Origin of the sequence: Variovorax sp. M-6, from assembly GCF_052114385.1 — a bacterium.
Classification (GTDB): Bacteria; Pseudomonadota; Gammaproteobacteria; order Burkholderiales; family Burkholderiaceae_C; genus Variovorax.
In genome coordinates this window covers 98,355-110,189 of record NZ_JBFREQ010000006.1, presented here as the reverse complement: position 1 = coordinate 110,189, position 11,835 = coordinate 98,355, and the positions used below count along the sequence as shown (strand labels likewise).

The 11,835-nt window shown below is 69.3% G+C and carries 10 protein-coding genes; 4 read left to right on the top strand and 6 right to left on the bottom strand.

What is annotated here, in order from left to right; translation table 11 throughout:
- Positions 1–2: 2 nt before the first annotated feature.
- The 5 genes from ssuD to AB4Z46_RS09190 form a co-directional block, all read right to left on the bottom strand.
- A complete protein-coding gene (ssuD, locus tag AB4Z46_RS09210; protein ID WP_442283180.1) occupies positions 3–1,172 on the bottom strand; it encodes an FMNH2-dependent alkanesulfonate monooxygenase in 1,170 nt (389 codons plus the stop codon).
- Positions 1,173–1,241: 69 nt separating this feature from the next.
- Positions 1,242–2,198: a sulfonate ABC transporter substrate-binding protein gene (locus AB4Z46_RS09205; protein WP_442283179.1), complete on the bottom strand. Its 957-nt coding sequence runs from the start codon at positions 2,196–2,198 to the stop codon at positions 1,242–1,244.
- Between the two features lie 31 nt (positions 2,199–2,229).
- Positions 2,230–2,370, bottom strand: coding sequence for a hypothetical protein (locus AB4Z46_RS09200; RefSeq protein ID WP_442283178.1), 141 nt, complete (start codon positions 2,368–2,370; stop codon positions 2,230–2,232).
- 100 nt (positions 2,371–2,470) lie between these two features.
- On the bottom strand, positions 2,471–3,055 hold the full coding sequence (ssuE, locus tag AB4Z46_RS09195; RefSeq protein WP_442283177.1) for an NADPH-dependent FMN reductase: 585 nt from the start codon (positions 3,053–3,055) through the stop codon (positions 2,471–2,473).
- 19 nt (positions 3,056–3,074) lie between these two features.
- Positions 3,075–4,103: a sulfate ABC transporter substrate-binding protein gene (locus tag AB4Z46_RS09190; protein ID WP_442283176.1), complete on the bottom strand. Its 1,029-nt coding sequence runs from the start codon at positions 4,101–4,103 to the stop codon at positions 3,075–3,077.
- A 128-nt stretch (positions 4,104–4,231) separates the two neighbouring features.
- On the opposite strand from AB4Z46_RS09190, the gene AB4Z46_RS09185 reads away from it, so the two are divergent.
- Positions 4,232–4,507: an oxidative damage protection protein gene (locus tag AB4Z46_RS09185; RefSeq protein WP_442283175.1), complete on the top strand. Its 276-nt coding sequence runs from the start codon at positions 4,232–4,234 to the stop codon at positions 4,505–4,507.
- A 20-nt stretch (positions 4,508–4,527) separates the two neighbouring features.
- A complete protein-coding gene (mnmC, locus tag AB4Z46_RS09180; protein ID WP_442283174.1) occupies positions 4,528–6,402 on the top strand; it encodes an FAD-dependent 5-carboxymethylaminomethyl-2-thiouridine(34) oxidoreductase MnmC in 1,875 nt (624 codons plus the stop codon).
- Here mnmC and AB4Z46_RS09175 read toward each other — a convergent pair.
- The gene (locus tag AB4Z46_RS09175) at positions 6,378–9,620 is read right to left on the bottom strand and encodes a hypothetical protein (protein WP_442283173.1); all 3,243 of its coding nucleotides are present in this window, start codon (positions 9,618–9,620) and stop codon (positions 6,378–6,380) included. The two genes, mnmC and AB4Z46_RS09175, sit on opposite strands and share 25 nt — an antisense overlap.
- A 111-nt stretch (positions 9,621–9,731) precedes the next feature.
- On the opposite strand from AB4Z46_RS09175, the gene AB4Z46_RS09170 reads away from it, so the two are divergent.
- Together AB4Z46_RS09170 and AB4Z46_RS09165 are read left to right on the top strand one after the other, a co-directional pair.
- Entirely contained in the window at positions 9,732–10,628 is an 897-nt protein-coding gene (locus AB4Z46_RS09170) for a transglutaminase N-terminal domain-containing protein (RefSeq protein WP_442283172.1), read from the top strand.
- 191 nt (positions 10,629–10,819) lie between these two features.
- The gene (locus AB4Z46_RS09165) at positions 10,820–11,833 is read left to right on the top strand and encodes a patatin-like phospholipase family protein (protein ID WP_442283171.1); all 1,014 of its coding nucleotides are present in this window, start codon (positions 10,820–10,822) and stop codon (positions 11,831–11,833) included.
- The last annotated feature ends 2 nt before the right edge of the window (positions 11,834–11,835 follow it).

Below are 11,835 nucleotides of genomic sequence, written 5' to 3'. Positions count from 1 at the left end.
CTTCAGCTCTGGGAGACGAGCCGCGAAGGCGCATCGAGATTGGCGACCACTTCGCCGAAGGGCCCGCTCAGCACCTGACCCGGCAGGCCCGGACGCTGCTTGCGCGGCAGCAGCGGGAACACCAGCTCGGCGAAGCGATAGGACTCCTCCAGATGCGGGTAGCCCGAGAGGATGAAGTTGTCGATTCCGAGCGATGCGTATTCCTCGATGCGCGCCGCGACGGTCTTCGGATCGCCGACCAGCGCGGTGCCCGCGCCGCCGCGCACCAGCCCGACGCCGGCCCACAGGTTCGGGCTGATCTCGAGCTCTTCTCGCGTTCGCTTGGCGCCGCCGGCATGCAGCGCGGCCATCCGGCGCTGGCCTTCCGAATCCATGCGCGCAAAAGCAGCCTGGGCGCGGATCACGGTCTGGTCGTCGACCCGGCTGATCAGCGATTCGGCGGCGCGCCACGCCTCGTCCTCGGACTCGCGCACGATCACGTGCAGGCGGATGCCGAACTTCAGCGCCCTGCCCTTGCGATTTGCGCGCTCTCGCACATCGGCGATCTTCTTCGCCACCTCGGCCGGCGGTTCGCCCCATGTGAGGTAGGCATCGACCTGCTCGGCCGCCAGGTCGTGCGCCGCGGCCGACGAGCCGCCGAACCACACCGGCGGATAGGGCTTCTGGATCGGCGGGAACAGCAGCCTGGCGCCCTTCACGCTCAGGTGCTTGCCCTCGTAGTCGAAGCTCTGGCTGTCGTGGCTGCGCGCGATGATCTCGCGCCAGATGCGGATGAACTCGGCCGACTGTTCGTAGCGCGCGGCATGGCCTAAGAACACGCCATCGCCCTCGAGCTCGGCCTGGTCTCCACCGGTCACGAGGTTCACCAGCAGGCGCCCGCCCGAGAGCCGGTCGAAGGTCGCGGCCATGCGCGCGGCCAGGCTCGGCTGGTGCAGCCCAGGACGCACCGCGACCAGGAACTTGAGCCGCCGGGTCGCGCCGATCAGGCTCGAGGCGATGACCCAGGGGTCTTCGCACGAACGACCGGTCGGAATCAGCACGCCTTCATAGCCGAGCGAGTCGGCCGCGCCGGCGATCTGCTGGAGGTAGTCCAGGTCGACCGCGCGTGCCCCCTCAGTGGTGCCGAGGTAGCGGCTGTCGCCGTGGGTGGGGAGGAACCAGAAAACTTGCATGGGACTCTCTATTCAGTTGAGGACAGAGCAAAAACTGCTGCGCAGGTTCTTGGTCTGTCCCGCAAGGTCTCAGGCAACGCCAGCGGCGGCGGCGTCGAGCAGGTTGATCTTCTTGGGGATCAGCCCGAGCGCGAGAAAGGTGTCGGCGATCTGCTGCTGCTCGGCCAGGATCGCCTTGGTGATCGGGCCGGTGCCGAAGCGGGTGCGCGACACCGAGAGCTCGACCACCGGTTGCGGCAGGCCCCACAGCGCCGCGAGTTCGGCGGCGAAGGCCCCCTTGTTGGCCTGGGCCCACTGGTCGACCTTGTCGAGTTCCTCGATCAGGACCTTGATCACGTCGGCGTTCTTGCCGGCATAGTCGAGCGACGAGAAATAGAAGGCCCGGTTGCCCACCACGCCGGTCGCATCCGCAAGCAGCCTCGCGTCGAGCGTCTTCTGCGCCGCCGCGAGAAACGGATCCCAGATCACCCAGGCGTCGATCGAGCCCTTCTCGAAAGCGGCGCGCGCATCCGCGGGCGGCAGGAAGACGACGTTGACGTCGCCGTACGCGAGGCCGTTCTTCTCGAGCAGCTTGACCAGGAAGTAGTGGACGTTGCTGCCCTTGTTGAGCGCGACCTTCTTGCCCCTGAGGTCCCTGACCGACTGCAGAGTCGAGGCCTTCGGAACGATCACCGCTTCGGATTGCGGACGCGGCACGGTCGCCGCCACATAGGCCAGGGGTGCGCCCGCGGCCTGCGCGAAGATCGGCGGCGCCTCGCCGACGTCGCCGAAGTCGATCGAGCCGACATTGAGCGCTTCGAGCTGCACCGGGCCCGCGGTGAACTCGGTCCACTTGACGCTGACGCCCAAGGGCGCGAGGCGTTTCTCGAGCGTGCCGCGGCCCTTGAGCAGGCTCAGGTTGCCCTTCTGGTTGCCGATGCGCAGCGTGCGCGCGGGGGCCTGGGCGAAGGCGGCGAACGCCGGCAGAGCGACGGCTGCGGCCGCGCCCTGGATCAGTCGTCGGCGGATCGAGGAATGCGAGGTCATGGTGGTGTTGCTTTCGTTCGGAGGGCAGGAGTTACAGGGGCGCGGCGGTGGCCGCGAGGGAGCCGGTGATCAGCGCGACCGCGGCCACCACCAGCAGGCTGATCGCGAGGTCGGCCAGGATCCAGCGCAATGGGCGCGAATCGTGGAAGTCGTCGGTGAGAACAGGCGGCATGCGTTTCTTTCGGGCAAAGGAAGTCCCGCGCCGCGGGGCGGCGAGTTCGATGGGGACGGGGTTCTGGAGAGAGGAGGCGCCGCGAGAGACGCCGGGCGCTTCAGACGCTACATCGCACGCGTGCGAAATCGATCGCCTCGAAGCCCCAGGCCGGCGGCAGCCTGAGCCCCTCGCTGGCGAGCGTGTCGACCGCGTCGTCGAGCCGCTGCGCGAGCTCGGCCTGCAGCTGGTAGGCACCCTCGGGCTGCAGCGTGACCTGGCCGTCGGTCGCATAGACGCCCGGCAGGATGTGCCGCGCCGCCAGCGACTGCAGCACCGGGCGCAACGCGTAGTCGAGCGCCAGCATGTGGTGAGGACTGCCGCCGGTGGCCAGCGGCAGCACGGTCTTTCCCTTGAGCGCGGTCTGCGGCAGCAGGTCGAGAAAGACCTTGAGCACGCCGCTGTAGGCGGCCTTGTAGACCGGCGTCGCGATCACGACCACGTCGGCACGCCGCACTTGGTCGGCCGCGTGCTGCACCGACGGGTGCGAGGCCTCGCCGAGCAGCAGCGCATGCGCCGCGAGTTCGCGGATCGCGAGCCGCTCGACCGGCACATGGCGCTCGGCGAGCCGCGCGGCCACCGCATCGAGCAGCACCGCCGAACGCGAGGGCGCGGAAGGGCTGCCGGCAATCAGGAGAACGGACATCGGTGACCTTGCGCGCTCGTTACTTCTGCTTGTTCAGGTAGATCTGGTCGAAGGACCCGCCGTCGGCGAAGTGCGCCTTGTCGGCCTTGGCCCAGCCGCCGAAGGCATCGTCGATCGTGAACAGCGTGAGCTTCGGGAACTGCGTCGCGTACTTGGCCTTCGCCTTGTCGGAGGTCGGGCGGTAGTAGTTGCGCCCCGCCACATCCTGGCCCTCGTCCGAATAGAGGTACTTGAGGTATTCCTCGGCCACAGCGCGCGTGCCCTTCCTGTCGACCACCTTGTCGACCACGGTCACGGTGGGCTCGGCCAGGATGCTGATCGACGGCACGACGATGTCGAACTTGTCGGGGCCGAATTCCTTCAGCGCCAGGAAGGCCTCGTTCTCCCACGCGAGCAGCACGTCGCCGACGCCGCGCTGCACGAAGGTGATGGTCGAGCCGCGCGCGCCGGTGTCGAGCACCGGCACGTTCTTGTAGAGGTTGGCGACGAACTCCTTGGCCTTGGCCTCGCCGCCGTACTTGCGCTTGGCGAACTCCCAGGCCGCCAGGTAGTTCCAGCGCGCGCCGCCCGAGGTCTTCGGGTTCGGCGTGATCACCTGCACGCCGGGCTTCGTCAGGTCGTCCCAGTCCTTCAGGCCCTTGGGATTGCCCTTCTTCACGAGGAAGACGATGGTCGAGGTGTAGGGCGCCGAGTTGTGCGGCAGGCGCTTCTGCCAGTCGGGCTTGACCAGCCCGCCGTGCGCGACGAGGGCGTCCGTGTCGCCGGCCAGGGCCAGCGTCGCGACGTCGGCGTCGATGCCGTCGATGATCGAGCGCGCCTGCTTGCCGGAGCCGCCATGCGACTGCTTGATCGTGACGTCCTGGCCGGTCTTGGCCTTCCAGTACTTGGCGAAGGCCTGGTTGTAGTCGACGTAGAGCTCGCGGGTCGGGTCGTAGGAGACGTTGAGCAGCGTCACGCCCTCCGCGAACGACGGCATTGCCGTCAGGGCGATGCTGGCGGCAGCGGCGGCGCCGAGGGAAAGCTTGATAAAGTCGCGGCGAAGGCTCATGGTCTTGTGCTCGTAAATGGCATAACGCTGAAGCCACGTATTCTGGATACGGCATATGGAATCGAGAACGACCGAGTTCTCAGTTCTAAATAACGAAATCAACTAAGACACCCACAAAGGCATCCAAAATGGCACGTATGGTCCAGTGCATCAAGCTCGGCAAAGAGGCCGAAGGCCTCGACTTCCCGCCCTACCCTGGCGAGCTCGGCAAGCGACTGTGGGAAAACGTCAGCAAGGAGGCCTGGGCCGCCTGGCTCAAGCAGCAGACCATGCTGGTCAACGAGAACCGCCTGAACCTGGCCGACGCGCGCGCCCGCCAGTACCTGGCGCGGCAGATGGAAAAGCATTTCTTCGGCGAAGGCGCCGACGTCGCGCAGGGCTACGTGCCGCCGCCCGCTTCCTGAGTTCCGGGTTTTCGCGCGCCATGGCCGAGCCCGTAGCCTGGCGCGCCGACGGTGTTCCGCGCAGCGAGCGCTTCGATGACATCTACCACTCCGAAAGCGGCGCGCCGGCGCAGGCCCGGCATGTGTTTCTGGGCGGCTGCGGCCTGCCTGCGGCCTGGGCCCACCAGTCGCAATGGCGGATTCTCGAAACCGGATTTGGCTTCGGCCTTAATTTCCTGACGGTCTGGCGCGCCTGGCGCGAGGATTCGTCGCGCCCGCGCCTGCTGCACTTCGTCTCGATCGAGGCCTTTCCGGTCTCGCGCGACGACCTGCTGCGCGCTGCCGCCGCCTACCCGGAGCTTCTTCCGCTGGCCGAGGCGCTGGCGGCGCAGTGGCACGGCCTGCTGCCCGGCTTCCACCGCCTCTCGTTCGACGAAGGACAGGTGCTGCTCACGCTGTGCATCGGGGACGTCCAGCCGATGCTGCGCGCCCAGCGCTTCGAGGCCGACAGCATCTTCCTCGACGGCTTCAGCCCGCAGCGCAATCCGGCGATGTGGTCGGCCGACACGCTCAAGGCAGTGTCGCGCTTTGCCCGGCGCGGCACGCGGCTCGCCACCTGGACGATTGCGCGGGCGGTCTGCGACGCCCTCGCACAGAACGGCTTCCAGCTCACCAAGGCGGCCGGGCTGCCGCCCAAGCGCGACTGCCTGCAGGGCGTGTTCGCGCCGGCCTGGCAGGTCCGCCAGCGCGGGCCGGCGCCTGTGCCGCCCGCGACGGCCGGCCGTTGCGCGGTCGTCGGCGCCGGCCTGGCCGGGGCGGCGGTCTCGGCCAGCCTCGCGCGCCGGGGCTGGGAGGTGCAGGTGCTCGAAGCGGCCGACCGTCCGGCGGCCGGCGCCTCCGGCCTGCCGGCCGGGCTGCTGGCGCCGCACGTCTCGCCCGACGACGCCCTGCTCTCGCGCCTGACGCGCGCGGGCATCCGCGCCACCTGGCAGCAGTTGGCGCAGTGGCTGGTGGAAGGCTCGGACTGGCGCGCGAGCGGCGTGCTCGAGCGGCGCGCCGCCGACGACGATCGCCTGCCGGCCGACTGGGCCGCCGAAGGGCCCAACGAGTCGTGGCATGCCGATCCGGACCGGCTTCGCGCGTCGGGCCTGCCGGCCGGTTCATCCGCGCTCTGGCATGCGCGCGCCGGCTGGGTCCGGCCGGCACGGCTGGTCGAGGCCTGGCTCGCCCGGCCCGGCATCCGCGTGCAGACCGGCTGTCGCGTGGCCCGGATCGAGCGCATCGGCACCGACCGCGCGCAATGGGCCCTGCGCGACGCGAACGGAACGCTGCTGGCCGAGGCCGATCGGGTCGTCATCGCGGCCGGCTTCGAGAGCCGCGCGCTGGCGCCCGCCTATCCCCTGCAACCCGTGCGCGGCCAGGTCGAGTGGGGCCGCATGACGGACGCCATGCGCCTGCCCGAAGCGCCGGTGAACGGCGACGGCCACCTGATCGCCGGCGTGCCCGGCGCCGAAGGCGCACTGTGGTGCGCAGGCGCCACCTTCGACCGCGACAGCATCGATGCCAGGCCGCGCGCCGCCGACACCGCCTTCAACCGCGAGCGGCTGGCGCGCCTGCTTCCCGAGGCCGCGGCGCAGCTCGATCGCGCATTCGCGGACGGCACCGCCCAGGCCTGGACCGGCGTGCGCTGCGCCTCGGCGGATCGCCGGCCGCTGGTCGGTCCGCTGTCGCCCGAGGGGGCCGATGGCGTCTGGCTCTGCACCGCCCTCGGCTCGCGCGGACTCAGCTTCGCCGCCCTGTGTGCCGAGTTGCTGGCCGCGCGGTGGCACGGCGAGCCGCTGCCGCTGCCACTCAAGCTGGCGCAGGCGCTGGACAGCGCGCGAGCGGCCGATCAGAGGTTGGCCAGCGCCATGTAGTCGAGCAGCGTCGAGCCGCCCAGGGTCGCGAAAGGCAGCAGCACGGCCTTCAGCAACGGCTGTTGCCAGAACGGCGCGAAGGCGCCCTCATGGAGCCCCTCCACCCGCGCATGAAGGAGCTTGAGCTGCTCGACCGTCGGTTCATCGGCAGGCGGCGAGCCGTTTGAAACGAGATCGGTGCGGCCGGCATGGGCCCGCATCAGCGCATCCCGGATCTGGTCGAGCGCGCTGCGGCGCGAGGCCTCGGCCGCCAGCCGCAGCGCCAGCGCGCAGCCCACCGCGATCGCCGCACCCGCCCCGGCCAGCATGATGGTGCTGGTCGGCATGAACCAGTCGTCGAAGGCGGCACTGCGCGACAGCAGCAGCAGCGACAGGACGATGAACGGGTAGTAGATCAGGCGGGTGACGCAACGCGTGCGCAGGGCAATGAACTGAAGGTCGATCCAGCTGTCGAGGAACTCGCTGGGTATGCCGAGCCGACGCTGGAAGGCTTCCTTGGTGGAAGTCGGCCAGTTGGCGGCCTGCTCGCGCAGGCCGCCAACGAAGCCGACGCACAACGTGGTGGCGTCGACCACGAAGAACTCCAGGTAGTACATCGCCACCACGGCAGGGATCAGCAGCGCCCGGTGCACGTGGCGCGAGAGCTCGCCGCGCTGCGGCACGAACAGGTCTTCGCCGAGGGCCTGCATCAGCAGCCAGCTCAGGCCCAGCATCAGCGCGACGTAGACCGTGGTCCGCACCAGCCGCGCGCTCAGGCGGTTCTGCACGATGTGCCGCTTCCAGAAGTCGAGCGCCACCGCAGGCATCCCGTGGCCCGGCAAGGTCTGCGGCGCCGAGCGGGGCACGAACTCCAGCGAGAACATGCACAGCAGCCGCTCCCACCAGGGCAGGCCGGCATCGACCGCGCGCTGCTCGGCCACCAGCTCGCGCCGCGTCGGGCCCAGGCGAAACCGGCCGCTGATCTCGTCGAGGTTGCGGTCCAGCATGGTCCAGCCACGCATCAACAGGTAGAGGCACAGCAGCAGCGCGAACAGGCGGATGGCTTCGGTGGGCCAGAGGCTGATGCCCTCGAAAGCCACCAGCGGCTTGCCGTCGCGCGTCAGCCAGTCGGCAAAGGGCTGCCACAGCGAGGCCATCCACCAGGGCAGCGCAAACTGCAACAGCACCAGCCCCAGGGCCAGCGCGCCGTACCGCAGCAGTCGCCCGGTCGGCCCCGCGGCGCCGGCGACGAAGCCCGCCAGTGCGCGCCGCGCTGCGCGGCTGAGCCACAGCGCGGGGGCCCACAGCGCGAGCAGTGCCGCGCTCAGGATCAGGGCCAGCATCGCACGGCGAGGCTCCGGATAGCGCGGCGAGCCCGGCGGGTGGATGTGCTCGCAACTCATCCAGTCCCGCTCCCTGCAGGGCTTGACCTGGGCCTCTCCCGCGCTGAAGTCAAAGGCCGTGGTTCGCCCGATTTCGAAGATGCGCGGGGTGTCGAACCAGCTGCTCCTGATCTCGGCCTGCGTCGCGGATCGGCGTGCGCCGTCGTCGTGCGCGGTCGAGAAGCCGGCGCGCTGCGCATCGTCCATCGCGATGCGCGTCGAGAAGAAGGCCGAGGTCTGATAGCTGTCGCGAAACGGCGGTGCGCCGCCCTGCAACCGGCTGTCGAGACTGAGCCCGAAGTTCGAAACGACCAGCAGGTTGCGGCTCCAGGCCTGCTCGCGCGGATGCAGGAAGCGGGCATCGAGATCGGTGGTGAAGAAGATTGCGTTGGGAAACTCGGGCTGCAGGGCCTGCAGCACCAGCAGCTTGTCGTGCACGTCGTTGCCCAGCACGCCGATCGCGCGCAGCCCGCGCCCGTCGGGACTGGACTTGCGCACCCTCTGGTCCTGCGCATGCATCTGCACGGCCAGCCGGCGCAGGTAGTCGAACTGGCTCTGGCCTTCGGCGCGTTCGACGAAGGTGCCGTCCTTGCGGCGGGCCGCATCCTTGTCGTTCGGCGCCGGCTTGCCGTTGTCGCCGGAACCCGCCGCGCTGTCGGCGCCGCTGCCGGTGGGCAACTGGCCATCGAGCCCGCGCACGTAGTTGAAGCGATCGACGCAGAAGCCCGGCTCGCCCTTCTTCGCCATGAAGGCGCGCCGAAGGCTGCGTCCGTACAGCGTGTCCCATTCGGCGACCACCGCGATATGGCTCGGCGAGCCGCGCCGCGCATCGCCCTGGGGACGACAGGCGGCCGCGTAGCCGCCTGCGATCTCGGCGCCCTCGTTGGCTTCCAGCTGGCGCGCGACCAGGCCGCGGCGCACCAGCTCGCCGACCAGGGCGGAGACCAGTTGCTGGTCGCTGCCGATGGTCCTGAGCAGCGTCACGCCCTTGGTCGCGAGGAAGTCGGACAGGTTCGATTGGCCGTCGTAGTCGGCCTTGTTCTCCAGCAGCGTGCCGTCGGGCACGGTCGCGTAGTGGGAGTAGTAGCTGACCCGCTTCAATCCGAGCGTCGCAGGCTGGAAGTCCCGCTCCACCGTCTCCTCGACCATCGCCTTGAGGCCGTCCGATCCCCACGGGCCAAGCACCCGCCAGTTCACCCGCGCCGGCTCGAAGACGCGGGTCAGGTCCTTCATGCGCTGCAGCGGATGGTCGGCGAAAGCCTCGCTCTGCAGCCACATCACGAGCACGGTCGGGCGGGGCCGGTCGCCCTCTCGCGGGCGCATGTCGACGGCGGGCTCGAACCACTCGTAGGGCACGGCTTCCTGCAGGCTCGTCGTCGTCGAGCTCGCGGGCGGCGGGATGAAGTAGCCCAGATGCTCGTTGTCCACGGGCGCGTAGCCGCTGACATTGAGGCCTGCCAGCACGGCGTAGCGCGTGCGGCGGCGGCTTTCCACGCTGTCCGAGTACGGACCGCCGCCGAGCATGACGGCGAGAATCTCCACGCCCTCGCGGCGCCGGACCGCCTCGGCCAGCTTCTCCGCGCTGCGCTGCTGCGCTTCGTCCTCGGCCGTCTTGGACGGCGGCTTCTTGCGGGCCTCGGCGCGCCCCTTGGCGACGGCGCTGAAGGGGTCCTGCCACAGGCGCGCATCGATGTCCTGCAGCGAGAAGTGCTGCTCCATCCGCTGATCGCCCGCCGGCGGGCGATGGGTCTCCAGCGGGATCTCGCGCACGAACAGTGCGCCGGTGGCCAGCAGCAACACGGCGATCAGGCCATTTCCGGAGAGCCCTCCGGCGCCGGATTTCGACTCCTTGTCCATGCGGCCCCCTGTCCCTGCCCGGGATGCGGCAGGCCTGCTCATTTCACGCCGCGGACCCGGCCGGGCGCAACCCCAAATGGAACGAAAACGCCAGCGCGGCCACAATGCCCCATGGCCATCCAGTACGACATCACCCACACCACCGTCTACCGCTACAGGACGCCCGTCACCTTCGGGCTGCATCGCGTGATGTTCAGGCCGCGCGACAGCCACGACCTGCGGGTGCTCGCGACCGACCTGGAGGTCAGCCCCCAGGCCTATGTGCGGATGATCCAGGACCCGCACTCCAACTCGGTGGCGCTGGTGCAGCCGATGGGCGAGGCGACCGAGCTGCGCATCGTCTGCTCGTTCACCATCGAGCACGTGCCCACGCCGCTGAACGAACTGGCGCTGGAGCCTTCGGCGGAGCTGCTGCCCTTTGCCTATTCGGTGCAGGAACGACTCGATCTCGAACACTACCTGCGGCCGCACCACGACGACCCCGACGGCACGCTGATCCGCTGGGCGCACCAGTTCCTCCACACCGACCAGCCCAACAGCACGCGCGAGGTTCTGACCCGCATGAACGCCCACATCGGCCAGAGCCTGCGCTATGTCGCGCGCGACGAGGAAGGCACGCAGACACCGCTGCAGACGCTCGCGCTGGGCAGCGGCAGTTGCCGCGACTACGCGCTCCTGATGATGGAAGCCGCGCGCCGCCTGGGCGTCGCGACGCGCTTCGTCTCCGGCTATCTCTACGACGCCGCGCTCGACACCGGCGAGGCGGAGCCGGGGCAGGCGGTCACCGGTTCCGGCAGCACGCATGCGTGGCTGCACGCCTACCTGCCGGGCGCCGGCTGGATCGCGTTCGACCCCACCAACAATCTGATGGCGAGCACCCAGCTGATCCGCGTCGGCGTCGCCCGCGACCCGGCCCTGGCGGCGCCGATCTCGGGCAGTTGGTACGGCGACGCCGAGGCCTATGAGGGGCTGGAGGCGAGCGTGGTGGTGCGGCGGGTGTCGAGCTGATTCCCGGGTGGCCGCGTCGCCGGCAGGCGCCCCGTGAAATCCGCGTGTCGGCCGCATGAAGCTTTTTTGAAGTTGCCGGCACGCGAATTGCGTTGCCGTTGGCGAGCCGGGCCGCCGGATTCGGATTTAGGATTCGCCCCAGCCAACAAAAACCGCACGTTCCGTGCAACACAGCGCCTGAGGAGGCCCCATTGAAGATCATTCCCATTGACCTTGCCTTGCAGGGTGGCGGTTCACATGGTGCTTTCACATGGGGCGTTCTCGACCGCATGCTGGAAGTGCCGTCGGTGCGTCTCGACGGCATCTCGGGCACCTCGGCCGGCGCGATGAATGCGGCGGCACTGGTGTCCGGCTATGCCGCTGGCGGTGCCGAGGGCGCGCGCGAATCGCTCGACAAGTTCTGGCGCGGCGTCTCCGATGCCGCCAAGTACAGCCCCTTCAAGCGCGGCTGGATCGACATGATCACCGGGACCTGGAGCCTCGAGAACTCGCCGGCCTTCATGGCCGCCGAGCTGGCGACGCGCCTGTGGTCGCCCTACGACCTGAATCCGCGTGGCATGAATCCGCTGCGCGGCATCCTGGCCGAGCTGATCGACTTCGACCGCCTCGCAGCCTCGCCGATCAAGCTTTTCGTCACCGCGACCAATGTGCGCACCGGCCGCGGCCGGGTGTTCCGCAATGCCGAAATGACGCCCGAGGTGCTGATGGCGTCGGCCTGCCTGCCGACGATGTTTCACGCCGTCGAGATCGACGGCGACCCCTACTGGGACGGTGGCTACGCGGGCAATCCGACGATGACGCCGTTGATCCGCGAATGCCAGGCAAGCGACACGATCCTGGTCCAGATCAACCCCATCGAGCGGCCCGGCGTGCCGCGCAGCGCGAGCGAGATCAACAACCGGCTCAACGAGCTGTCGTTCAATTCGCCGCTCCTGAAGGAGCTGCGCATGATCGCCCTGCTGCGCCAGGTGGCGGATCCGGGCAAGGGCGAAGGCGCGGCCTGGGCCCGCATGCGCATCCACCGCGTCGCCACCGACGCGATGCTCGACCTCGGCGCCTCGTCGAAGATGATCTCGGAGTGGCCCTTCCTGTGCAAGCTGCGCGACGAAGGTCGGCGCTCGGCCCAGGCGTTCATCGACGCGCACAAGGGCGACATCGGCAAGCGCTCGACGCTCGACCTCGACGCCCTTCTCGAAGGAGTCTGAAC

What these genes read in the sequence shown, in the direction of transcription:
- AB4Z46_RS09190 (WP_442283176.1), bottom strand. Translation starts at nt 4,103, where the DNA reads ATGAGCCTTCGCCGCGACTTTATCAAGCTTTCCCTCGGCGCCGCCGCT.
- AB4Z46_RS09170 (WP_442283172.1), top strand. Translation starts at nt 9,732, where the DNA reads ATGGCCATCCAGTACGACATCACCCACACCACCGTCTACCGCTACAGG.
- ssuE (WP_442283177.1), bottom strand. Translation starts at nt 3,055, where the DNA reads ATGTCCGTTCTCCTGATTGCCGGCAGCCCTTCCGCGCCCTCGCGTTCG.
- AB4Z46_RS09200 (WP_442283178.1), bottom strand. Translation starts at nt 2,370, where the DNA reads ATGCCGCCTGTTCTCACCGACGACTTCCACGATTCGCGCCCATTGCGC.
- AB4Z46_RS09175 (WP_442283173.1), bottom strand. Translation starts at nt 9,620, where the DNA reads ATGGACAAGGAGTCGAAATCCGGCGCCGGAGGGCTCTCCGGAAATGGC.
- AB4Z46_RS09185 (WP_442283175.1), top strand. Translation starts at nt 4,232, where the DNA reads ATGGCACGTATGGTCCAGTGCATCAAGCTCGGCAAAGAGGCCGAAGGC.
- ssuD (WP_442283180.1), bottom strand. Translation starts at nt 1,172, where the DNA reads ATGCAAGTTTTCTGGTTCCTCCCCACCCACGGCGACAGCCGCTACCTC.
- mnmC (WP_442283174.1), top strand. Translation starts at nt 4,528, where the DNA reads ATGGCCGAGCCCGTAGCCTGGCGCGCCGACGGTGTTCCGCGCAGCGAG.
- AB4Z46_RS09205 (WP_442283179.1), bottom strand. Translation starts at nt 2,198, where the DNA reads ATGACCTCGCATTCCTCGATCCGCCGACGACTGATCCAGGGCGCGGCC.